This is a genomic window from Limosilactobacillus agrestimuris (assembly GCF_943193105.1).
Taxonomy (GTDB): Bacteria; Bacillota; Bacilli; order Lactobacillales; family Lactobacillaceae; genus Limosilactobacillus; species Limosilactobacillus agrestimuris.
The window spans coordinates 28,504-49,551 of record NZ_CALPCW010000004.1; the positions used below are offsets into that span (position 1 = coordinate 28,504).

28 protein-coding genes, 1 tRNA gene and 1 other annotated feature are annotated in these 21,048 nt (G+C 38.3%); of the genes, 4 read left to right on the forward strand and 25 right to left on the reverse strand.

Going from position 1 to position 21,048, the window contains the following annotated elements:
- Positions 1-9: 9 nt before the first annotated feature.
- The 15 genes from NFR46_RS03870 to NFR46_RS03940 form a co-directional block, all read right to left on the reverse strand.
- Positions 10-462: an arginine repressor gene (locus tag NFR46_RS03870; RefSeq protein ID WP_251574879.1), complete on the reverse strand. Its 453-nt coding sequence runs from the start codon at positions 460-462 to the stop codon at positions 10-12.
- Positions 463-468: 6 nt separating this feature from the next.
- Positions 469-1,290, reverse strand: a complete 822-nt coding sequence (locus NFR46_RS03875; protein ID WP_251574880.1) for a TlyA family RNA methyltransferase — start codon at positions 1,288-1,290, stop codon at positions 469-471.
- Positions 1,291-1,298: 8 nt separating this feature from the next.
- Positions 1,299-2,174 carry a polyprenyl synthetase family protein gene (locus tag NFR46_RS03880; RefSeq protein WP_420908579.1) on the reverse strand — a complete coding sequence of 292 codons (876 nt, stop codon included), beginning with the start codon at positions 2,172-2,174 and terminating at the stop codon, positions 1,299-1,301.
- Position 2,175: 1 nt separating this feature from the next.
- On the reverse strand, positions 2,176-2,469 hold the full coding sequence (locus tag NFR46_RS03885) for an exodeoxyribonuclease VII small subunit (RefSeq protein WP_251574884.1): 294 nt from the start codon (positions 2,467-2,469) through the stop codon (positions 2,176-2,178).
- A gap of 2 nt (positions 2,470-2,471) precedes the next feature.
- Positions 2,472-3,809, reverse strand: coding sequence for an exodeoxyribonuclease VII large subunit (gene xseA, locus NFR46_RS03890; RefSeq protein ID WP_251574885.1), 1,338 nt, complete (start codon positions 3,807-3,809; stop codon positions 2,472-2,474).
- Positions 3,802-4,659, reverse strand: a complete 858-nt coding sequence (gene folD / locus NFR46_RS03895; protein ID WP_251574886.1) for a bifunctional methylenetetrahydrofolate dehydrogenase/methenyltetrahydrofolate cyclohydrolase FolD — start codon at positions 4,657-4,659, stop codon at positions 3,802-3,804. Before folD ends, xseA begins: the two co-directional genes overlap by 8 nt.
- Before the next feature lie 131 nt (positions 4,660-4,790).
- Positions 4,791-5,210, reverse strand: coding sequence for a transcription antitermination factor NusB (nusB, locus tag NFR46_RS03900; RefSeq protein ID WP_251574887.1), 420 nt, complete (start codon positions 5,208-5,210; stop codon positions 4,791-4,793).
- Complete coding sequence (locus NFR46_RS03905; RefSeq protein WP_182581597.1) at positions 5,210-5,647, reverse strand: Asp23/Gls24 family envelope stress response protein; 438 nt, start codon at positions 5,645-5,647, stop codon at positions 5,210-5,212. The genes nusB and NFR46_RS03905 overlap by 1 nt, the downstream gene beginning before the upstream one ends.
- A gap of 123 nt (positions 5,648-5,770) precedes the next feature.
- On the reverse strand, positions 5,771-5,941 hold the full coding sequence (locus NFR46_RS03910; protein WP_251574888.1) for a hypothetical protein: 171 nt from the start codon (positions 5,939-5,941) through the stop codon (positions 5,771-5,773).
- 44 nt (positions 5,942-5,985) lie between these two features.
- On the reverse strand, positions 5,986-6,357 hold the full coding sequence (locus tag NFR46_RS03915) for a hypothetical protein (RefSeq protein ID WP_251574891.1): 372 nt from the start codon (positions 6,355-6,357) through the stop codon (positions 5,986-5,988).
- Positions 6,358-6,453: 96 nt separating this feature from the next.
- Complete coding sequence (locus tag NFR46_RS03920; protein ID WP_251574892.1) at positions 6,454-7,530, reverse strand: M24 family metallopeptidase; 1,077 nt, start codon at positions 7,528-7,530, stop codon at positions 6,454-6,456.
- 111 nt (positions 7,531-7,641) lie between these two features.
- A complete protein-coding gene (gene rpmA, locus NFR46_RS03925; protein ID WP_251574894.1) occupies positions 7,642-7,923 on the reverse strand; it encodes a 50S ribosomal protein L27 in 282 nt (93 codons plus the stop codon).
- Between the two features lie 25 nt (positions 7,924-7,948).
- A complete protein-coding gene (locus tag NFR46_RS03930; RefSeq protein WP_251574896.1) occupies positions 7,949-8,275 on the reverse strand; it encodes a ribosomal-processing cysteine protease Prp in 327 nt (108 codons plus the stop codon).
- A 14-nt stretch (positions 8,276-8,289) separates the two neighbouring features.
- Entirely contained in the window at positions 8,290-8,598 is a 309-nt protein-coding gene (gene rplU, locus NFR46_RS03935) for a 50S ribosomal protein L21 (protein WP_191684352.1), read from the reverse strand.
- A gap of 15 nt (positions 8,599-8,613) precedes the next feature.
- Positions 8,614-8,684 (reverse strand) — a sequence feature (ribosomal protein L21 leader region).
- Positions 8,685-8,948: 264 nt separating this feature from the next.
- Positions 8,949-9,593 (reverse strand): TetR/AcrR family transcriptional regulator, encoded by a 645-nt coding sequence (locus NFR46_RS03940; RefSeq protein WP_251574898.1) that lies wholly within the window; start codon positions 9,591-9,593, stop codon positions 8,949-8,951.
- Positions 9,594-9,775: 182 nt separating this feature from the next.
- Between NFR46_RS03940 and NFR46_RS03945 the strand changes: the two genes are divergently transcribed.
- Positions 9,776-9,849, forward strand: a tRNA-Arg gene (locus NFR46_RS03945).
- Positions 9,850-10,368: 519 nt separating this feature from the next.
- The gene (locus NFR46_RS03950; protein WP_251574899.1) at positions 10,369-10,512 is read left to right on the forward strand and encodes a hypothetical protein; all 144 of its coding nucleotides are present in this window, start codon (positions 10,369-10,371) and stop codon (positions 10,510-10,512) included.
- 51 nt (positions 10,513-10,563) lie between these two features.
- Here the strand turns inward: NFR46_RS03950 and NFR46_RS03955 are convergent, their stop codons facing one another.
- Genes NFR46_RS03955 through NFR46_RS03965 form a run of 3 tightly spaced genes read right to left on the reverse strand, consistent with a single transcriptional unit; the run spans position 10,564 to position 12,967 of the window.
- On the reverse strand, positions 10,564-11,091 hold the full coding sequence (locus tag NFR46_RS03955; protein WP_251574901.1) for a hypothetical protein: 528 nt from the start codon (positions 11,089-11,091) through the stop codon (positions 10,564-10,566).
- 15 nt (positions 11,092-11,106) lie between these two features.
- Positions 11,107-12,093: a hypothetical protein gene (locus NFR46_RS03960; RefSeq protein ID WP_251574903.1), complete on the reverse strand. Its 987-nt coding sequence runs from the start codon at positions 12,091-12,093 to the stop codon at positions 11,107-11,109.
- On the reverse strand, positions 12,080-12,967 hold the full coding sequence (locus tag NFR46_RS03965) for an exonuclease SbcC (RefSeq protein WP_251574905.1): 888 nt from the start codon (positions 12,965-12,967) through the stop codon (positions 12,080-12,082). The genes NFR46_RS03960 and NFR46_RS03965 overlap by 14 nt, the downstream gene beginning before the upstream one ends.
- A gap of 212 nt (positions 12,968-13,179) precedes the next feature.
- Here NFR46_RS03965 and NFR46_RS09385 point away from each other — a divergent pair, with 212 nt between their 5' ends.
- Complete coding sequence (locus tag NFR46_RS09385) at positions 13,180-13,305, forward strand: hypothetical protein (RefSeq protein ID WP_259409229.1); 126 nt, start codon at positions 13,180-13,182, stop codon at positions 13,303-13,305.
- 136 nt (positions 13,306-13,441) lie between these two features.
- Here the strand turns inward: NFR46_RS09385 and NFR46_RS03970 are convergent, their stop codons facing one another.
- The 4 genes from NFR46_RS03970 to miaA form a co-directional block, all read right to left on the reverse strand.
- Entirely contained in the window at positions 13,442-14,617 is a 1,176-nt protein-coding gene (locus NFR46_RS03970) for an aminotransferase class I/II-fold pyridoxal phosphate-dependent enzyme (RefSeq protein WP_251574910.1), read from the reverse strand.
- 155 nt (positions 14,618-14,772) lie between these two features.
- Entirely contained in the window at positions 14,773-16,275 is a 1,503-nt protein-coding gene (gene gltX, locus NFR46_RS03975) for a glutamate--tRNA ligase (RefSeq protein WP_251574913.1), read from the reverse strand.
- Between the two features lie 163 nt (positions 16,276-16,438).
- A complete protein-coding gene (glnA, locus tag NFR46_RS03980) occupies positions 16,439-17,782 on the reverse strand; it encodes a type I glutamate--ammonia ligase (protein WP_251574914.1) in 1,344 nt (447 codons plus the stop codon).
- A gap of 242 nt (positions 17,783-18,024) precedes the next feature.
- Entirely contained in the window at positions 18,025-18,948 is a 924-nt protein-coding gene (gene miaA, locus NFR46_RS03985) for a tRNA (adenosine(37)-N6)-dimethylallyltransferase MiaA (protein ID WP_251574915.1), read from the reverse strand.
- 99 nt (positions 18,949-19,047) lie between these two features.
- On the opposite strand from miaA, the gene NFR46_RS03990 reads away from it, so the two are divergent.
- Entirely contained in the window at positions 19,048-19,224 is a 177-nt protein-coding gene (locus NFR46_RS03990; RefSeq protein WP_102169472.1) for a DUF3042 family protein, read from the forward strand.
- 160 nt (positions 19,225-19,384) lie between these two features.
- Here the strand turns inward: NFR46_RS03990 and NFR46_RS03995 are convergent, their stop codons facing one another.
- Genes NFR46_RS03995 through NFR46_RS04005 form a run of 3 tightly spaced genes read right to left on the reverse strand, consistent with a single transcriptional unit; the run spans position 19,385 to position 21,046 of the window.
- Entirely contained in the window at positions 19,385-19,798 is a 414-nt protein-coding gene (locus NFR46_RS03995; RefSeq protein WP_251574917.1) for a rhodanese-like domain-containing protein, read from the reverse strand.
- An 18-nt stretch (positions 19,799-19,816) separates the two neighbouring features.
- Positions 19,817-20,779, reverse strand: a complete 963-nt coding sequence (locus tag NFR46_RS04000; protein ID WP_191684341.1) for an ROK family glucokinase — start codon at positions 20,777-20,779, stop codon at positions 19,817-19,819.
- A gap of 30 nt (positions 20,780-20,809) precedes the next feature.
- A complete protein-coding gene (locus NFR46_RS04005; protein ID WP_251574920.1) occupies positions 20,810-21,046 on the reverse strand; it encodes a YqgQ family protein in 237 nt (78 codons plus the stop codon).
- Positions 21,047-21,048: the final 2 nt, after the last annotated feature.

Genomic DNA, 21,048 nt, shown 5'->3' on the forward strand with positions numbered 1-21,048 from the left:
TAGTCACCCTTAATTTATTAAATTTCGAAACATTTTTTCGACATTAATTGCCGCATCGGTTGAACGACAAACAATCAAGACCCCAGCATCATCACCAATTACCGAAAAGACATCGTCAATCTCTAATTGGCGAATCAGACTAGCCATTACTGGACCATTTCCTGGACGCATTACAATTGAGAGAAACTGCTCTTGTCGTTCTAAAGAAACCATATTATTTGATAACTCAGTACTTAACCGCGTCTGGTTATCAATATTCCCCTGCGCAGGTAATGCATAGCGGTAACCACCATCATTAGCAGGAACCTTAACTAATTGTAATTCTTTAATGTCACGAGAAATCGTTGCTTGGGTCGCATAAACATCTTTTTCTTTTAATGCGGCAACTAAATCATCTTGTCGTTCAATTTGACTTTTAGCGATAATTTCGCGAATTAATTGTTGACGCTCAACCTTCTTCATTTATTTTCACTCCTTATGGTTAAGTTCTTCGTCAGCACGTGCTAATACTTGATCAATATTGACTTGATCTGCAATTTTTCCTTGCTCATCACGTAATTTCAAGTGTACAAGAAATTCAATATTTCCCTGACCACCCTTAATCGGTGAGAAATCTAAATTAAGAACATCGAAGCCATCTTCTTGTGCAAAAGCTAATACATCTTCGAGGACTTCTTTATGAACCGCATGATCCTTAACAATCCCGTGCTTACCGACTTTGTCTCTGCCCGCTTCAAACTGTGGCTTGATTAGGGCAACAACTTCACCACCTGGAATAAGAATATTAGCTAATGGCGGAAGAATTAAGCGCAAAGAAATAAAGGAAACGTCAATCGAGGCGAATTCTGGCTGACCTTGTTCAAAATCTGCTAACTTACTATACCGGAAGTTGGTCTGCTCCATCACAACTACTCGTGGATCTTCGCGAAGCTGCCAAACTAATTGGTTAGTCCCCACATCAAGGGCATAACTCAACTTTGCCCCATTCTGCAACATCACATCGGTAAAGCCACCAGTTGAAGAACCAATATCTAACACAGTTTTATCTTTAACGCTAATGTTAAAGACTTTCAATGCCTTGGCGAGCTTTAAGCCACCACGACTTACATATGGCATTTTATGACCCTTCATATGCAACGTTGTCGTTACGGGAATTTTTTCTCCTGGTTTGTCTAGGCGTTCGTTATTTTTTCCTAAAATTTCACCAGCCATCACGGCCCGTTTTGCTTGTTCGCGGGAATCGAAAAGGCCTTGTTTTACTAATAAAATATCAACTCGTTGTTTTTCCATCATTATCCTCACAATTTAAAGTATGCCAAGAATTGGTCATACGCACTAAAGTCACGGTTAGTTACCTCACTCAAGTCTGCTTGAGTCTTTTTTGCTTGCCGTAATGCTAAATGTAACTGTTCCTCAGCACCATGAACTCCCAATAATCCAGGATAAGTATTCTTGTGCTCACCAGCATCCTTATGAACTGCCTTTCCCATTTCTTTCGTGGTGCCAACAACGTCCATTAAGTCATCATAAATTTGAAACGCAAGCCCGAATTGAGCACCAAACTTAGCTAAAAAAGTCTTAACCGCTTGATCCTGCCCTGTAATAATTCCGCCAGCTAAGACAGCATACCGCAAAAGTGCACCCGTCTTTTGGCGATGGAGGTATTGTAATTGTTCAAGGCTCAAATGCTCATGTTCTCCTTCAATATCTCGCGCTTGGCCAGCAACCATTCCAGCTGGACCAGCAGCTTGAGCAAGCGCCAATGCTAAATTAGCACGGGTGTCAGCAGGTAGTTGGTTATCAGTTACCCATTGAAATGCCATGGTCAGTAAACCGTCTCCCGCCAAGGTTGCCATCCCCGCTCCAAATTTTTTATGGTTAGTAGGTTTACCACGACGTAAATCATCATTATCCATTGCAGGAAGGTCGTCGTGAATTAGTGAATAGGTATGGAGTAATTCAAGGGCAGTTGCCGCCTTCATAACATCTTGATTAAGCTGCCCACCTAATACTTGAACAGTTGTTAACGTTAATGCCGGACGCAACCGTTTTCCGCCGGCATTAACTGAATACTCCATCGACGCTGCCAAAGTGTCTTGATCGATGTCAGCAGGCATTTTTTGCTTTAAAAATTGATCAATCAGCCCTTTTAGTTCTTTAAGTTCAAGCATCAATTTACTCTCCTAGTGGCTCATCATCACTGCCGTATCCCCGGTTACCGCCACCGTTATTACTAGGATCGTCAGTTGCCTTTTCATACTGCTTTTCGTTTCCGTCGTCATCAATCAGACTTCCTAATGTCTTTTCAGCACTCGTCAACTTCTTTTGGAGGGCCCGAGCTAATTCGATCCCATCTTTATATTGACTCAACGCCTCCTCTAACGGAACGTTACCTTGCTCTAGGTGACTAACAATTTGTTGAAGTTGGTTCAATTGTTCTTCAAATGTCGGCTTCTTTTTTTCTGCCATTTTTATTTCTCCTTCGTTCCAGTAATTTTTGCAGTTGCTTTTCCATCATTAAAGTGGAGGGTAACCTCTTGATTGTCTTCTAATTCTTTAACCGTATTAACAACAGAGCCATGGTAGGTTACATATGTATATCCCCGTCCCATAATTTTTAAGGGGCTCAAGGAATCTAATTGTTGAATTAGACCCGTTAATTTCTGTTGGCGTTGTTGCTGACTATTCTTGGCACTATTTAACAATCGATTTTGAAGCTGATCAACTTTTTCCTGAGAACGCTCAATCGTATGTTGCGGAGAAACAGCTTGAAGGCGCCCCTGCAATTGTTGAACAGTACTCAAACGATCTTTCACCAAGTTCCTAACATTATTATTTAGCGTCTGCGTCAGTTGATCTAACTTTTGTGCATAGTTCTCGTATAGCCTACTTGGTTGTTGAAAAATATAGCTTTGTAATTGCTTTTGTAACTGTTTCCGGTCGAAATTAATCAGATTTTTCATCGTATTGTTCAACCGGACTTGATCATCCTGAAGGGCCATTAATACATCAGCAAGCCGGTTGGGTGTCGCTAATTCTGCGGCAGCGGTAGGAGTTGCGGCCCGTTGATCAGCAACCAGGTCAGCAATGGTAGTATCTGTTTCGTGACCTACCGAAGAAATTACCGGAATTTGACTATCTGCAATCGCTCGCGCAACAATTTCCTCGTTAAATGGCCAAAGATCTTCTAGCGATCCACCACCACGACCGATAATCATCGTGTCAAAATTTCCCATCTGGTTAGCACGATTAATTTGGCGTGCAATATCTGCAGCGGCTTTATCCCCTTGAACAACAGTTGGGAATAAAACTACTTGAGCAATTGGGTAACGACGGCGAACCGTGGTATTAATATCACGAATTACGGCACCATCCAAACTAGTTACCACAGCAATTCTCTTCGGAAATTGGGGAATTGGTCGAGGAATCTGATCAAATAGTCCCTCAGCCCCTAATTTCTTTTTCAACTGTTCAAATTGAAGGTAGAGAGCACCAAGTCCATCTGGCTCCATCCGTTCAACATAGATCTGATAGCGGCCACTCTTTTCATAAAGTCCAATATGACCAACTACTAAAATTTTCATTCCTGTTTCCGGACGGAAGTTTACTTTGCGAAATTGGCGTTCAAACATTACGGCATCAATAACCGCATTTTCATCCTTAATACTAAAATATTGGTGACGCTGACGAAGCCGAAAATTTGAAAGTTCCCCAGTCAAATAAACGGTTTTCAAATAAGGATCTCGATCAAACTTTTGCTTTAAATAACTTGTCAGCTCACTAACTGTTAAGTACTGACTTCTATCCATTATGACTCCACTCCGTAAGATCAACAGTTTGTTCCATTAATGACGCAATTGTCATTGGTCCAACACCACCCGGAACTGGTGTAATCATCTTTGCCACTGGTGCAACACTGTCAAAGTCAACATCCCCAGTTAACGTTTTATCCGCTAACCGGTGCATCCCAACATCAATCACCACTGCACCCTCCTTTACTATTTTGCCAGTAACCAGGTGCTTAACTCCCGCAGCAACAATTAAGATATCAGCCTGCTTAGTTAATTCTGTAAGGTTTTTAGTATGGCTATTGGCAACTGTTACGGTTGCGTTAGCATTTTCAAGAAGAGCAGCCATTGGTTTGCCAACAAGGATACTTCTTCCAATTACAACCGCCCGAGCGCCGTCCAGGTTTACTTGATACTGCCTTAACAGTGTCATTATCCCCCGCGGTGTACAACTAACAGGATAGTTTGCATCTACGTTGTTATACAAGCAGCCAACGTTAAAAGGATGGAAACCGTCAACGTCCTTTCCGGGATCAATTGCGTTTAAAAGCTCATCCCCATCCAAATGCTTAGGAAGAGGTTCTTGAATAAGAATCCCGTTAATGTTTTCATCCGCATTAAATTGGCGAATATCATGTAAAAGTTCATCTTGACGAATATCTTCTGGATAAGTTGAAAGGACAGAATGAATCCCCAATTTTTTGGCCTTTTTATCTTTCATTCGCGTATAAATCTTGCTTGCTGGATCGTTACCAACTAAGATTACCGCTAATCCAGGAACAATTCCTTCACTAGCTAATCGTTTTACCCGCTCTGCAGTGTTTTCGTTAACCTCTTTGGCTACGGTACGACCATCAATTAATGTTGCCATTCTGCCATTCCCCTTTTCCAGTTTGACTAAAAATATTTTACCATATCAATGCGAAGAGAAGTTTAAAGGAAAAAAGAGAGTTTGCGTTTTCTTTCGCACCCTCTCTTTCTCGCAAAATTATTTTAGGAGAACTATTTGTTTTCCTTTGCTTCTAATTGACGTTCAAATTTTCCTAATGCGCCATTAATAAATTTACGGGACTTATCATTACTATAAGACTTTGCTAATTCCAATGCCTCATTAATGGCAACAACAGTTGGAATCTCACTCACAAATTGAATTTCGTACAAGGCTAACCGTAAAATTACTAAGTCAGTTTGAGCAAGACGGTTAATTTCCCAACCACTCGCTAATAATTGACTAATCTGTGAATCAAGCTCTTCTTGGTGTTCGCTAACTCCTTCAACCAGCGTTTGTAAGTAGGCCGGAATTTTATTAGGATGATTTGGTAATGAATCATAAATGTCAGCCAACGTTGCATCTGGATTTGATTGCTTAGCAAATAAAATTTGAAAAGCTTCTTCACGAATTACATGTCGGTTAACCACCATTACTTTTCACCAGCCTTATCATCATGTTCACCAAAAATATCGTCTGGATCAACCGTTTGTTCTTCCTTCTTTTGAACAATTCCTCTGACGTGAATGTTAACTTCACTAACATTCAAATCAGTCATCAAGGTTACTTGTTGCTTAACCCGATCTTGAATCTTTGCAGCAAGCTTAGGTACAGATACACCGTAATCGATATAAACATCAATATCAATAATTAAATTATCATTCTGGTTTGATAACTTAACACCACGACGCTGATCAGACCGTCCCAATAATTCACCAAAACTATTGGCGAGCGAGCCATACATCTTTGAAACACCGTCAATTTCACTTGCAGCAACCCCAGCAATAATTTCAATAACACGAGGCGCTACTTCAATCGTACCAAGAGATTGATCTTCGCTGCTTAAGATGATCTTTGAATCTTCTGCCATTGTAAGTCCTCCATTTGTAGTATTTCAGAAATCTGACTACTAAATTAAGTTAGTAATTCCGTTCTCTATCGAAGTATCTCATTATTATTTTGCACTATCTAATAGAAAAAAGCAACAATCCCATTAGCTAGTTTTAAGCGAGAAACGCTCTATCAATTGCGAATGGCGATTGTACCAATCATGAATTACCAAATCAACCTTACTAGTTTGGAAGTCACCAAATTCAATATTACGAAAACCATTAATTTCATTTAAAAGTGCTTGCGGATGAGTAAGTTTTTTCTTAAATCTCACTACTGTTGCATGACCAGAAAACGTTTCGTATCGTTCATCTAAAATCAACCCATTTTTGAGAAATCTTTTCTCAAAGCGTTACAAAGCTGTTGCAATTCTGAAAAATAAAAGCCCTTAACAAGGATTGCTCCTGGACTACAAACCAATCCAGCTAAATGCCAGTTAATAGTGCCAACATTATTAACCGTTTCTCGGAGAACTTGTTGATAGTTAACTAATTCTTCTTCACTCAAACAAAGTTCCGGAACCGCACGCCGAATATCCATCACAGTAATATAAATAGTATCCGCCGCATAATAATACTGAGATGGCTCTAGTTGTTTAAGGTCGTTTAAGACAAAGTTAATATTCCTGGTAACATGAGCTGGCAAGTGCACAAGTAAAGTTAATCCTCGCCGGGTATCATTTTTTAACATTTGTAAATTAGGGTCAACCTGTTCATAGTGAGCACTAATTTTCTGTACTCCCTGAGTTTCAATACGAGAATAAAGTTGATTCAGTTTATCTATTTATTAGTCCTTAACAATAATCAATTCTGTCGGCGCAGTCGTAATTATTTCAGCACCCCCATGAGTCACCACAATATCATCCTCAATTCGGACTCCGCCAATTTCAGGAATATAAATTCCCGGTTCAACTGTAATTACTTCGTTATTCTTTAACATAACATTTGTTGTCCCTGGGGCATAAGTTACCGGAAGTTCATGAACGGCTAAGCCAATACCATGTCCCATCCCGTGATTAAATTCATCACCATAACCAGCTTCTTCAATTAGTGAACGACCCGCGGCATCAAGTTCGTTACCGTGAACTCCCACTTTTGCCTTTGCTATTACTAATTCACGAGCTTCATTAACGATCCGGTAAACGTCACGAAGTTCAGGATCAATGGAACCAACTGCAAAAGTTCTCGTCATATCAGCAGTATAACCATCAAGGTAATAACCAAAGTCTAGTGTAACCACATCGCCGTCCATGATTAATTTATCCGAAGCAGTAGCATGGGGCTTTGCTGAATTAGTGCCACTAGCAATAATTGTCGGAAATGAGGCAGAAGATGCGCCATGCATTTTCATCCAGTAATCCAGTTTAATTGCCAGTTCACGTTCGGAGATACCAGGATGAACGATTGATAAGACATATTCAAATCCAGCTGATTGAAGTTTAGCGGCTGCTCGCAATTTAGTAATTTCAGTACTGTCCTTAATTAAACGCATGCGTTCGATCAAGTGATGAAATGGTACAATATCAGAAGTCATCAATTCGTCGAAAACGTCAAAGAGTTGATAAGAAATTGAATCTTCAAAGCCAAGAACCGTTAAATTAAGACCTTCGCAAATTTTATTAACGGAACCATAATAATCACGACTAATCGTTGCAACAACCTCATCCGATTCAAATTCTTCTAAAGCAAGTTGGTAACGATCATCAGTAATTATAATCGCATTTTGAGGAGTAATCAGTAAACAACCATCTCCCTGAAGAAGGTTAAATCCCGTTAAATAATAGATATTTTTTTGGTCAGTCACCAAAAAAGCATCAATAGCCAATCGTTTGAATTTCTTTTGTAACCTACTAATTCTTGTCATTGATTTTAATCTCCTATGTTAGTCTTGATTTTATTATATGCATTTTGGACAGTAATTAGTTAATTTTAAACTAAAAAAGACTGAACTATTAAAGCTCAGTCCTTTTTTTATTTATTCGGCAACTGGGTAAACAGAAACCTTTCGCTTGTCACGGCCGAGACGTTCAAACTTAACACGACCAGCAATCTTAGCGTAAAGAGTATCGTCACCACCACGACCAACGTTTTCACCTGGGTTGATATGAGTACCACGTTGACGGTAGATGATTGAACCAGCTGTTACGATTGAACCATCAGCAGCCTTAGTACCAAGACGACGACCAGCTGAGTTCCGACCGTTAGCAGTGGAACCACCCCCCTTGTGGTGAGAGAAGAATTGCAAATCCATAATCATAATCGTTCACCTCCAGCAAATAATTCTAATTTTCAAACATTTTAACTTCAATGTTTTGAGGGTAACTTTCCGTAATATCACACATCCCATTAAAGAATGTTTGCATAATAACTTGAGCATCATGAGCTAAGCTAATGTCAGTAACTTTGAGAAAGCCACCATTATTATCATCACTATTAACCGCCGCAGGAGCCTTTGCGACTCTTTCTAAAGCATTAATAGTGGATATTGATAAAGCAGATACAGCTGCACAAACGATGTCCTGCCCATATGGACCAGCATCAGCGTGCCCCTTCATCTGAAAAGCGGTAATTTGGTGATCCGAATTAAAATTAAATGATACCCGAATCATTACTTACCTCCGCATTAAGCATTGATCTTGTTAACAGTAACCTTAGTGTATGGTTGACGGTGACCTTGCTTAGTGTGGGTGTGCTTCTTAGGCTTGTACTTGAAGGTAACAACCTTCTTTTCCTTACCTTGCTTGTCAACAGTTCCTTCAACTGATGCACCATCAACTAATGGAGTACCAATCTTAGTGCTGTCGCCACCGACAAAAATTACTTGATCAAAAGTAACCTTGTCACCTTCCTTAGCATCAAGCTTTTCAACGTAGATGGATGAACCTTCTTCTACCTTGTATTGCTTACCGCCAGTTACGATAATTGCGTACATAAATTTGTGCACCTCCTTAATTCTAAGACTCGCCGAACCAAGCAGCATTTTGCTTTAAACTTGGCAGCGTGCGGTTGTAGTTGTTGGGTCACAAATACAACATTTGCATAATATCAAAGATTACTTCGTTAGTCAACTATAACTTCACTAATGGCACAAAAGAAGAAAAATGACTGTGAAATTATTTTCCATACATGGTTGAAAATTCTACAGTGCAGTACACAAAAGGATCTATCGTTCGATAAATCCGAACGCTAGAGCCCTCTTTGTGCTTGCGGGGAATCCTAGAGGCTAGTTTCGCCTCGAAAAACGAACTAGCAAGCTAGTTTTCCTCCCACAATTTAGATTCATTAAATATCCTGTAATGTCGACTCAGTTTCGTGGCTAAAGAAGTTAAGCAAGAGGACATTATTAGAATCTAGCCGATCGAGCATCTTCCCAACGCTTTGTGTCATGTAACGTGACGTATAAATCATTCCGTCTTTCAGCCAATGACTTATCAATCCAAGAAGTGCCGAATCAATGAAGGAGATCTGCAAATTTAGTGGAACTTCTGATTGTTTGTCTGGTTCAGCTACCGCAGCATAATACTTTGATAACTGATCGGATAAACGATCATAAAGTTGTTCGTAAAAGAAGTCATTTCTCTTATTGTTCAGTAATACATCAAAAATATCAGCTTCACTTTCAATGTACTGAAACGCCTTCTGGAGTGAGAACACCTTCACCGGTTGCCCTTTAGTAAAACTAAGGTCCTCACTCTCTACCATCACTTGATCAAAGAATTCATCAAGAAGTTCATTGATTGCCGACTTAATGAAATCCTTCTTATCTTTATAGTGAAGGTAGAAAGTTCCTCGGGTGATGTTGGCGGTTTCAGTAATTTTTTGAACGCTGATGTCTTCTAACTTTTCTCTTTGCATCAGATAAACTAACGCTTTGCGAAGACTATTACGAGTCTTCACTACACGTGGATCCGTCTTATTACCTGCCATAAATCATCATCCCTTCGATTTCAGCTTAAGTTCCCCTCGCTTTCGTACTTCTACTAATTTAAAGTATAGGTTCAGAACTCATCCCCGTCAAACTATAAAAACAATCATTTTATAAAAAACGCAATATCTCATCGAATTGTATTGACAATTTGGGTGACGAAATTATATACTTAAATCTGTCTGAAACGGTAGCTCAACTGGATAGAGCATCGGTCTTCTAAACCGAGGGTTGAGGGTTCAAGTCCCTCTCGTTTCATCAAAAGTGTACAAAGAGCCTACTATACTGGGCTCTTTTTTATTTTACATATAAATTTTGTACTAAAGGAGAGTTAGTGTTTTTAATGTTACAATAATTCTTATTTACTCAGTCTCTTTTCAATGATCATTTAAATTCAAAATGTATTTACTAATATTCATTAAATTATTTTTTATTTACATATGATTAACTTATCCAACGAAATATAAAATTCTACAATAATACTTTAATACTTTATTAAAACTCTTCTCACTTTATTTAAGATTCACCGAAAAGCTAAGCTCAAAGCATGTTATCACAAGATAACTAAAAAGAAAATAGGATTTTATAATTTGTTTTTATCATGGTTCAAGATGCTTATTTTATAGAAATGAAGTAAAAAAATTAATAATATCCATTAAATAAAGAACATTTTTTAAACATTTGATAAAGATTAAGTATTCTCATTACTTATTAATTGCAAAATAATTAAAAAGTCTAATAATAAAAAATAGAGAATGCTTTTTGAGGTGATTAATCATGTTACCATTCTTTGTTATTATCATAATTTTAATTGGTTCAGTTGTTGGTCAAATTATGTTTGGTAATAAAAACAGTGATGATGACCAGGCGACTGGAAAGCATGTTGCTTCTCGCAATACTTATAATAGTCGAAAAGCATGATCGTTTTCGATTCAACAAAAGAGGACTAGCTTTTTTGCTAGTCCTCTTTTGTTATTCCTTAACCCATCGATTCCGTTGTTGCTTAATTAGTTCTTTATATTTAGTACTGATCTCCTCACTACTAAATCCTAGATCAACTAATCCCCACTTTATTAGGAGGTGCCAAGCATGACGGAAGCTTTCTTGACGATGATTATAATAAGCATCATTAAGAAAATGTTTAATTGCTAAGTATTGCTTGTTAAGTTCAGCAAGCTTTTTTGTTGGCTCAGTTCGGTTAATTAAGTCCCACTGTTTTTGATCCATTACAATCAAATGAGTCCATTGCTGTTTTGCACTAAAAAGCAAAAATAATTCAAGTGATTTTAAATAATGTTCAAACGAGCCTTGGACGTTTTCAGCTGGATGATCAAGAACATCAAACCATCCATCACTATTTGCTAGCTTTGCCAATTCAACGTCCAAAGCAACAAAAATTGTTTGCTTACGCGCTTCGGGACCAATTTCAAGTTGCTTTGCTTCGTCAACATCAAGCTCCAAATCAATTACCTGATGCAATAATGTTGTCCAATTAATCATTTCTTTCTCCTTAAGCTAATCCTCAACAGTTGACTCAGTCGTTACTGATTCTTCCTGCTCTTCTCGTTCATCATCAGCGAACATCAATGGATCAGACTTAACAGCCAGTGAATCACGGTTACTTAAGTACCAATCACGAATAAGTTGGTAGTGAAGGAGCAAATCGAAAAACGAAACTTGGTTATTAGGATCGTGAACGGCAAAGAACCATTGTTGACTATAATCGTCAGGATCAAATGAGAGTTCAAGATTTACCTGCCGATCAAGCCTTAATTCAGCACCATTGTTTTTCGGCAAGTTAAATAGCATATAATCAGTTTCTGCCGTAGCAACAAATAGTCGGTCAATTACTGTTAATGATAATTCAGGTTTAGCCAAGTCATAGTGCTGTTGGTTATTTGTCCCAAGAATCCCCCGATCAATTACAAAGTCTAAATCATCATGAAGAACTTGAGCAAAAAGTAATAGTGGCTTGATTGCCGAACGCAAATCAAGGTCAGAATACTTCTTCAATCCTTTAATAATAAAATAATTAACCAATGCCTTATTGTTAAAACGAAGCATTTGGTGTTCAAGGCTTAGGGAAAAAAGGGGTTCATTATCATTTACATCCGTAAAAGCAGCATTTCCTTCTGCATCTTTAGTAAAGTGAAATAAGACATTTTCACCTAACGAAGAAATTGTCGCATAAAACCGGTGACTAGTAGGATCTTCCGTAATCTTTAATTCTTCGTTGGAGTGCATCTCCAATAACCGTCCCATCAAGAGCAAGTAATAGTCTGCAACTTGATAGTGTTGAGGAAACTTAACAAATGCATCATCCAAGTCTAAATTAACCAATTCATCCGTAGCAGCAAGAAGATCATGAGCATCATCAGTTTGTGCAAGTTTGCTTAACAATTTGACATAGTGTTGGCCAATTTCTAACCCATGCTCAAATGAATGAGCTAACGCATTTAATTGTTCAGATGGTTGATTCAACATTCGATTATTGTTCATCATCTGTCACCTGCTTTTCCCCATCGTCAGATAAACTCTTAATATAATCAGCATATAAATTCCGATTAGCTAACTCGAAATCCTCAAAGGAACTAAAAGTATCTAAAATACTCTTTTGTTCATAACTTAAAATTGTGTTTTCTTTTGAAAGTGAGAGAACAACTTGCTCATTATCCTTTATCGTTTGTGCAGCTGTCCGTGCTTCTTCCTCTTCATCCTCTAGTTTTTGAAGAGCGTCCAACAAGTTTTGCCGACTCTCTTTATTTTTACTACTTTCCCAAATCCCTGAACGTGAGCTAACCTCCTTTAATTGCTCTTGCAATTTAGCCCGCTTTTCTTCTCGTTCACGTTGATGATCAATCAAATCCTGTAAACGATCATTTTCTGCAGAGATTTTATCAATTTTATCACTGTTATAACGCTTATTATTATGTGCTAATTCAAATGTCTTTTTTAATTTATCATACTCATCATCATTAAATAGGAAGCGAACATTAAGGACATCTAACTCCCCAAATTCGCGTCGATCCCACCAATTACCAAAATAGATCCGGTAATGTCCAGTCTCATATTCTTCATAGTAAAAGAATGGGTACTTTTTCCCTAAATAGTTAATTAAATTAACACTCAAAAAATTACTCAAATAATTAGTAATATCGTCAACCAAGCTCATTACACTTTGATTATTTGGTTGTTGTTCACGATGTTCAATCTCTTTAGCGTAACGTTGAGTATCTAGTAATTGATATATTTTTTTATCGTGGTGATCTTTGACTGCTTCTTCAACCTGACGTAAGAAAGAAACCTTTTCTGAAATTCGTTGATTAATAATCCCACTCACATCACGAGCAGCCTGTTCGTGTCCTGAATTTGCCATTGTACACCGCTCCTCACTTTAATAACTAGTTTTTATCTTAATCGACTTGCGGCAATATTTAAAGAACTTCATAAATTATTGAAGAGTTTCTTTACATTTAGTTTCTGAATATTGATTTTAATAAGAAATGAATTATAATAAAATATATAGATATAACACGTATGTGGAGTATCTATGTGTTGTCGAAGCGTTTCGAAAAGAGGCGAAGTTAAATGGCACTTAGTAAGCAAGAACGTAAGGAAATGGCTCGTAAAGCCATGGAAAAGCGTGGCAGCAAGAAGCCAGATGGTTCTGGTTTTGCAAAGATTGATGCTGACGCCAAGAAGCTGAGCGATTAACTTTTTTTGAAGCAATTCACTCTTTATTCAAGAGGCTTAATCAAAGCCTCTTGAATTCTTTTAAAGACAAATTAAAATGGCTCAGGATACTTAACAATGTGAGGTATCCTGAGCCACTTTTTATTCAGTAGTTACTCTATTGCCGTGCAGCATTAACGTACTTTCCTAATCGATCCATTCCTTCTTTAATCTGGTCCATACTAGTAGCATAACTAAAGCGTAAGTAGCCACTACCTCCCTTACCAAAGTAGGAACCTGCAGTTACAGCAACTCGGGCCTTTTTTACAATATCATAGACAATTTTTGTATCATCCTGTTCTAAGAACTTAGGAATTTTAGCAAAAATATAAAACGCACCCATTGGACGACTACAGTCAAAGCCCATTGCTGTGAGCCGTTCTTTCATGTAATCACGGCGTTTAATGTATTTTGCGTCCATTTCCTTTGTGGCTGCTGTTCCACCCTTTAAGGCGGCCTCAGCAGCATCCTGAGTAAAGGTAGCAACGTCTGTCATTACAAAGGAATGAACCTTGAAGATTTCACTAGTAATTTCTTCCGGTGCACAGAGATAGCCAATCCGCCACCCCGTCATGGCATATGATTTTGAAAGACCATTTGTGAGGATCGTTTGTTCAGGAAGAGTTCGAGCCATCGACGCATAGCCACCGTCATAAATTAATTCACTATAAATCTCGTCACTGATGGCAAAGATTGGTTTCCCCTTAATTAAAGCAGCAAGAGCATTTAATTCATCTTGGGTGTATGCAATCCCAGTTGGGTTAGAAGGATTAACAAATACAATCCCTTTCACCCGATCGCCATACTTATCCAAATAAGATTTCAGTAACTCAGGAGTCAACTTAAAGTTTGTTTTTGATGTATCAATTTCAACGGCAGTTCCACCCGCAATAACTGCATCAGGACTATAAATCGAAAAAGTTGGTGTTGGCACCAAAACAACATCGCCCGGATTAGTAATCGCAGTAATAGCTGAATAAACCCCTTCTGTTACCCCATTAGTAATTAAAATCTCGGTCTTAGGATTATAATGAAGGTCATAATTTTCAGCTAAAAAGTCAGAAACCACCTTTAGAAGTCCCGCGGTGCCCCGTTGTGGTGCATAGTGGGTTCGGTTATTTTTAATACTCTGAATCGCTGCATTCTTAATATATTCTGGTGTATTAAAGTCTGGTTCACCAATTGTAAACTTAATCACATCATCAAACTGTGAAGCATAATTACTAAATTCAAAAATCTTTAACTTTGGAACGTTATTTAACGCCTTTCGCATATATTGTTTCATTTCAACCATTTCTTATAACCTCGTTTTTAATTGATCGTCTTTTATTAGATTACGTCTTTTGTTCAGTAATGGTCAAGGCTGTTAGTTTATTTTTAAGCAAGAAAAATCCCCAAAGCCTAGTAAAACCAGACTTTGGAGACTTATTAAGCTCCAAATTATCAATTTTAAGCTTGAAGTGCCTTAATCATTCGATCAAGTAATTCAATATCTGTATCACGAGAATAGATATCCATGATTTCATAAATTTGTGGAGCAGAAGTTGAACCAGTAAATGCTAGGTTAAGTGGGAAGTAAAGGTTCCGGCCCTTAACTCCAGTATTCTTACCAACTTCCTTAATGGCTTGACTGTAATCATCTGCACCATTTTCAAGTTTTTCTTTCAAGCCGGTCAAAACAGCCAACACTTCATCATTATTAAAGTCTTCATTGTCTTTAATAAGATCATAGTTAAAGTGTTCTTCAAGAACATTGTAGTAAGACCATGCATATTCAATTACTTCAAGTAACTTATTAACATCGCGTTGGTGAACATGAATTGTCTTTGCAATTAAGTCCTTTAATTGATCTTCTGGAATTGATTGAAGACGCTTTGCTTCTTCTGTTTCGCCTTCCTTAACTAATTCCATTGTCCGGTCAGTTAATTCTTCAACAGACATGCTCTTAATATACTGAGCATTCATCCAATCCAACTTCTTTTGGTCAAAGTAAGCTGGTGCCTTGGACATCCGTTCAGGATCGTATACCTTAATTAATTCATCCTTAGAGTAAATTTCACGTTCGCCAACTGGTGACCAACCTAAGAATGCAATAAAGTTAAAGATTGCTTCATGAAGGTAACCATGCTTCTTGTATTCACTAATGAATTGAAGGGTATCCTTATCCCGCTTACTTAACTTCTTCCGTGTCTTTGGGTTGAAGATTAATGGGATATGGCAGAAAGTTGGGTGATCCCAGCCTAGTGCTTCATAAATAGCAATTTGCTTTGGCGTATTTGAAATATGATCAGCACCACGAAGAACATGGGTAATATCCATTGTGTGATCATCAACAACAACCGCAAAGTTATAGGTTGGCATTCCATCACTCTTTTCAATGATGAAGTCACCACCAAGGTTGTCAGAATTAAATGATACGTGACCACGAGCAATATCATCCCATTCATATTCGTGATCCTTTGGTAAGTGGAAGCGAATCGTTGGCTTTAAGCCCTTTGCTTCGGCTGCCTTTTGTTCTTCTTCGCTCTTACCATACCAGCGACCATCATAGTGGGGTGCTTCATTATTAGCTCGTTGACGTTCACGCATTTCCGCAAGTTCTTCCTCAGTTGAGTAGTCCTTGTAAGCTAAACCTTTATCAAGGAGTTCTTGAATATACTTGTGGTAAATTCCTTTTTCATTCCGTTCACTTTGACGGTATGGAGCATACTTTGGATTAGGCTTATTTGGACCTTCATCCCAGTCAATTCCTAACCAATGTAAGTTTTCTCGTTGACTTTCTTCTCCATCCTTAACGTTCCGCTTAGTATCGGTATCTTCAATCCGTAATACCATTGTACCGTTAAAGTGACGAGCAAATAAATAGTTAAAAAGGGCTGACTGCGCATTACCAATATGTAAGAAACCTGTTGGGCTAGGTGCGTAGCGAACTCTGACCTTCTTGTCATCCATGTTTGCGATTCTCCTTTATATCTGTTTCACGAATAGATTCGTGACTGCAACATGTTTAATTGTATCGGAATGTTGCTATTTGTCAATTTCATTCAAGCACAGACAATGAGGGACCGCAAGTTTTAACATTCAGTCCCTCATTCTTAGTATCTGCCTTATAGCTCTAATACTGTTCCATGTACCGTCGGCGTTCCCAATCTGAAACATGGGCACGGTAAGCATCATATTCGCGGGTCTTAGCTTCTTCAAAACTTTGGTAAAGGTGTTCACCCATTGAACCCTTAATTACATCATCTTCAGCTAAGTCCTTCAATGCACTATGTAAAGTATCAGGCAAGTTAACAATTCCCTTGCTCTTCCGTTCCTTAGCAGTCATATCATAGATATTTTCGTCAACGTTATGAACTGGTGGTAAATTATTTTGTAAACCATCAAGGCCTGCAGCAAGAACAGCGGCAATTGCTAAGTATGGGTTTGCAGCTGGGTCAGCTGACCGTAATTCAAGACGGGTCCCCATTCCCCGATCATTTGGAATTCGAACTAATGGTGAACGATTAGAGGTTGACCATGCAACATAAACCGGAGCTTCATAACCAGGTACAAGCCGCTTATAAGAGTTAACAATTGGGTTAACGATTGCGGTATAACTCCGGGCATGCTTCATCAAACCGCCCAAGAAGTGATAGGCAGTTTCTGATAGCTGTTCCTTATCATTTTCATCAAAAAAGGCGTTTTGACCATCTTGAGTAAAGAGGGACATGTTAAGGTGCATCCCAGAGCCATTAATCCCAGATAATGGTTTAGGCATGAACGTTGCATGAAGGCCATACTTTTTAGCGATCGTCTTAACAACTAACTTAAAGGTTTGAATATTATCTGCTGCTTCAAGAGCATCGGAATATTTAAAATCAACTTCATGTTGGCCAGGAGCAACTTCATGGTGAGCCGCTTCAACGTCGAAGCCCATCTTTTCTAGTGCAAGGACAATGTCGCGCCGACAATCTTCACCAACATCAGCTGGTTCCATATCAAAGTAGTTTTCAGAATCATTGACCTTAGTTGTTGGGTTACCATTTTCATCAGTCTTAAAGAGGAAGAATTCTGGTTCTGGACCAATGTTAAATGATTTAAATCCCATTTGTTGCATTTCTTTAAGGATCCGCTTAAGGTTATTCCGTGGATCACCTGAAAATGGTGTTCCATCAGTCATGTGAACACTACAAATTACTCGTGCAACCTTACCGTGATCAGCTCCCCAAGGGAAAGTTAACCATGTTGACATATCTGGATAAAGGTACATATCACTTTCCTCAATCCGAACAAACCCGTCAATTGAAGAGCCATCAAACATGATCTTATTGTCCATTAACTTATCAAGTTGACTAACTGGTAAATCAACACTCTTAATTGTTCCAAATACATCGGTGAACATTACCCGCAAGAAGCGAATATCTTCATCCTTCACCATTTGACGAACTTCATCCTTGGTATACAAATGTCTAGCCATAAATTCATTCCCTTTCCTGAAGACACCCTAATAGCTTAATTTTCTTAATAAAACAAAGTAATAAGTAATCATGATTAACTTCTCAGCCCTCGCAACGACCTAGACCAATTTAATCTAATTAACCTCATTCCATTAGAAAAACCTGTTTTTCTTAATACTGCTTAAGGATACCAATTGAAAACCATTAAGTCAATTTACTGAAAACGTTTTAACCTAATCATAACTAAATTAATGTAAATACTTTATTTTTTTAACCACGAATCAATAAATTGTTTGATTTCATTAGTATCATTCTGTCCACTTACTAAATCAAACCAGTGAACATCCATTTTATTTCTAAACCAGGTCAACTGTCTTTTAGCATAATGTCGCGAATCCTGTTTAATTTTTACTATTGCTTCATCAAGTGAACATTCACCAGCAAAATATGGAAACAACTCATGATAACCAATTCCCTTTCCAGCTGGCAAATTGATTCCTCCCTTATCGTATAACCATTTTGCCTCATCAAGCAGTCCAGAACTCATCATTAAGTCAACACGTTTGTTAATCCGTTTATACAAAACTGGGCGTGCCGTTGTAAGACCGATTAGCAAGAACTCGTCTTTTGCATGCGACTGCTGTTGTTGGGAGAATAACTGGTTCCCGGTTTCAATTACTTCTAACGCCCGAATTACCCTTCGTGAATTATTTTCAGGAATTGCTCTAGCAGCTTTAGGATCCTTTTTTTCTAGTTGTTGCCAAACGTAATGAGCTCCATGTTCTTTTAAAGTCTGGTGCCAATGCTCACGGATCTCCTCAGACTGTTGCTGATTCTGTTCACCACCCAGGGAAAGGTTCTTCGTTAACGCCTGTAAGTAAAATCCAGTTCCGCCAACAATTAACGGTAAATGCCCTGAATTACTAATCTCCTTAATCCACCCATTTGCTTCTTGTTTGAATTTAGCAACTGAATACTGTTGATCAACATCACAAATATCAATTAGGTGATGAGGAATTCTTGCCACTTCTTCAGGAGTTACCTTTGCTGTTCCGATATCTAAGTGTCGGTATACTTGCATCGAGTCACCAGAAATTACTTCACCATTAAAAGTGGTTGCTAAGTCAATTGATAGTGCGGTCTTACCAACCGCTGTCGGTCCAACAATTGCTATAACTTTAGACATTTTTTATCTCCTTAAAATAAATTTTGATCCTTCTTACTGGTAAAAAGTCGTTAAGTCTTGCATAATAGAGGTAACTTAGAAATAAGAGGAGGCTATATCATGAAAAATTTTGCTAAGGGTGTTTTAATCGGTACTTTCGGTACATTAGCTGCAATCGCTAGTGGTGCATTCACCTTCCACAAGACTGTTGTTAAACCAATCGAAGACCAAGAAGAAAAATTTGATGAGAACCGGAAAGCTGCTACCCGGAAGAGTCGTTCCGCTCATCAAGCTTAATTATTATTATAAATAAAAAAGGAGTGCAAAAGAAGTTACTCATAACTTTATTACACTCCTTGGTATAAAAATGACTCCCAAGTTCAAACTAAGAGAACTTTGGGCGTCATTTTTTATTCCGTGTTATTTGCCACACTAGCTTACAATAACACTCTTTATTCTAATACTTTGACTTCTTTGTCTTCCCTTTCCAACCATTATAACCACCCTTAAGGATGTATAGTTGGTGATAACCGTGTTTTGCAAGGAAAGCTGCTGCTTGAGTGCTGATTGCAATTCCTTGATCATACATATAAACGGGAAGATCTGGGCGTAATTCACCATACTGTTGCTTCAAGTAAATATATGGTAAGCTCCGTGCTCCCAAAATGTGGCCCTTTTTAAAGTCATTTGGTTGACGCAGATCAATTACCTGTGCTTTACGCATTCCCTTATGAAATGCACCCTGATCCAACACAGTTGCATACTTCTTTCGCCGGTAATATTGGAAAAGCCAACTAAAACCCCAGACAAGAAGAAGGACAATAATAACGATATTGAAGGTTAATAACCCACTACTAACTCCAAGAATCACGTTAACGCTCCCTTACTTTTACATAAATTGACGAGCTAAGGAAGCAGCACCGATAACACCAGCATCGTTACCAAGTTCAGCCAACTTCAGTTGAGTTGATGTCCGAACAGTTGGGAAGGCAAACTTCTTGAAGTTTTCGTTAACCCGCTTCAATAAGAAGTCACCAGCAGCTGATACCCCACCACCAATAACAAGGTATTCAGGGTTAAGAGCGTTACTTAAGTTAGCAGCAGCCAAACCTAAGTAGAATGCCACTTCATCAACAACAGTATTTGCCAAGTAATCGTTTTGCTTAGCTAAATCAAAGACGATCTTAGCAGTGATTTCGTCACCATTATCAATCATTGCCTTTAAGCGACTGTCACCCTCATATTCTTCTGCTTTATCTTGGGCAATGTGAACAATCCCAGTAGCAGAAGCATATTGTTCAAGACAACCCCGGTTACCACAAGTACAAAGGTAACCATTTGGCTTAACGATCATATGGCCAACTTCACCGCCGGCACCAACCATACCATGAACTAGGCGACCATTGGAGATTAATCCACCCCCAACACCAGTACCAAGAGTAATAAAGGCAACATCATCACCTTCATTACCAGCACCCTTCCAGCGTTCACCAAGGGCAGCAACGTTTGCATCATTATCTAAAGCAAACTTCATTCCGGTACCTTCTTCAATTTGTTCCTTAACATTTTGGGTAGTCTTCCAGTTAAGGTTGTATGCACCAACAACAGTACCTTTATCACGGTCAATTGTTCCGGGAGTCCCCATACCAATTCCTACAAATTGATCACGATCCATCTTGTACAAGTCAAGGTGGTGGTTAATTGAATCAATGATATCAGGAACAATGTGTGAACCTTCATCTAAAATGTTAGTCCGTAAAGACCACTTTTGTTGAATTTCACCATTTTCAGTTAAGATTGCAAACTTAATAGTAGTTCCACCAAGATCAACACCAATTAATTTTTTAGCCATTATTTTCATTTCCTTTCATTCAAACGGTTCCTAAATAGCCGTTCCTTTTTTCTCTCGTTGTTCTTCTTCGCGATGTTCTTTCCGAAGAACAATTTTTGCTTTCATGTAGGTCTTGCTATCAACAACACCTGCTTGATATAAGTGATCTAATTCAATCGCAATTAATTCGATATCATATAACCGTTTACCAACATAAACATAGACATTAAATTCTTTTAGTAACTGTTGAACATCATATAAAGTTCGATATTCTCGCAGTTTTGTCATCT

Coding starts and splice junctions, on each gene's coding strand:
- NFR46_RS03870 (WP_251574879.1), bottom strand. CDS start 462: ATGAAGAAGGTTGAGCGTCAACAATTAATTCGCGAAATTATCGCTAAA.
- NFR46_RS03875 (WP_251574880.1), bottom strand. CDS start 1,290: ATGGAAAAACAACGAGTTGATATTTTATTAGTAAAACAAGGCCTTTTC.
- NFR46_RS03885 (WP_251574884.1), bottom strand. CDS start 2,469: ATGGCAGAAAAAAAGAAGCCGACATTTGAAGAACAATTGAACCAACTT.
- xseA (WP_251574885.1), bottom strand. CDS start 3,809: ATGGATAGAAGTCAGTACTTAACAGTTAGTGAGCTGACAAGTTATTTA.
- folD (WP_251574886.1), bottom strand. CDS start 4,659: ATGGCAACATTAATTGATGGTCGTACCGTAGCCAAAGAGGTTAACGAA.
- nusB (WP_251574887.1), bottom strand. CDS start 5,210: ATGGTGGTTAACCGACATGTAATTCGTGAAGAAGCTTTTCAAATTTTA.
- NFR46_RS03905 (WP_182581597.1), bottom strand. CDS start 5,647: ATGGCAGAAGATTCAAAGATCATCTTAAGCAGCGAAGATCAATCTCTT.
- NFR46_RS03915 (WP_251574891.1), bottom strand. CDS start 6,357: ATGTTAAAAAATGATACCCGGCGAGGATTAACTTTACTTGTGCACTTG.
- NFR46_RS03920 (WP_251574892.1), bottom strand. CDS start 7,530: ATGACAAGAATTAGTAGGTTACAAAAGAAATTCAAACGATTGGCTATT.
- rpmA (WP_251574894.1), bottom strand. CDS start 7,923: ATGATTATGGATTTGCAATTCTTCTCTCACCACAAGGGGGGTGGTTCC.
- NFR46_RS03930 (WP_251574896.1), bottom strand. CDS start 8,275: ATGATTCGGGTATCATTTAATTTTAATTCGGATCACCAAATTACCGCT.
- rplU (WP_191684352.1), bottom strand. CDS start 8,598: ATGTACGCAATTATCGTAACTGGCGGTAAGCAATACAAGGTAGAAGAA.
- NFR46_RS03940 (WP_251574898.1), bottom strand. CDS start 9,593: ATGGCAGGTAATAAGACGGATCCACGTGTAGTGAAGACTCGTAATAGT.
- NFR46_RS03950 (WP_251574899.1), top strand. CDS start 10,369: ATGTTACCATTCTTTGTTATTATCATAATTTTAATTGGTTCAGTTGTT.
- NFR46_RS03955 (WP_251574901.1), bottom strand. CDS start 11,091: ATGATTAATTGGACAACATTATTGCATCAGGTAATTGATTTGGAGCTT.
- NFR46_RS03960 (WP_251574903.1), bottom strand. CDS start 12,093: ATGATGAACAATAATCGAATGTTGAATCAACCATCTGAACAATTAAAT.
- NFR46_RS03965 (WP_251574905.1), bottom strand. CDS start 12,967: ATGGCAAATTCAGGACACGAACAGGCTGCTCGTGATGTGAGTGGGATT.
- NFR46_RS09385 (WP_259409229.1), top strand. CDS start 13,180: ATGGCACTTAGTAAGCAAGAACGTAAGGAAATGGCTCGTAAAGCCATG.
- NFR46_RS03970 (WP_251574910.1), bottom strand. CDS start 14,617: ATGGTTGAAATGAAACAATATATGCGAAAGGCGTTAAATAACGTTCCA.
- gltX (WP_251574913.1), bottom strand. CDS start 16,275: ATGGATGACAAGAAGGTCAGAGTTCGCTACGCACCTAGCCCAACAGGT.
- glnA (WP_251574914.1), bottom strand. CDS start 17,782: ATGGCTAGACATTTGTATACCAAGGATGAAGTTCGTCAAATGGTGAAG.
- miaA (WP_251574915.1), bottom strand. CDS start 18,948: ATGTCTAAAGTTATAGCAATTGTTGGACCGACAGCGGTTGGTAAGACC.
- NFR46_RS03990 (WP_102169472.1), top strand. CDS start 19,048: ATGAAAAATTTTGCTAAGGGTGTTTTAATCGGTACTTTCGGTACATTA.
- NFR46_RS04000 (WP_191684341.1), bottom strand. CDS start 20,779: ATGGCTAAAAAATTAATTGGTGTTGATCTTGGTGGAACTACTATTAAG.
- NFR46_RS04005 (WP_251574920.1), bottom strand. CDS start 21,046: ATGACAAAACTGCGAGAATATCGAACTTTATATGATGTTCAACAGTTA.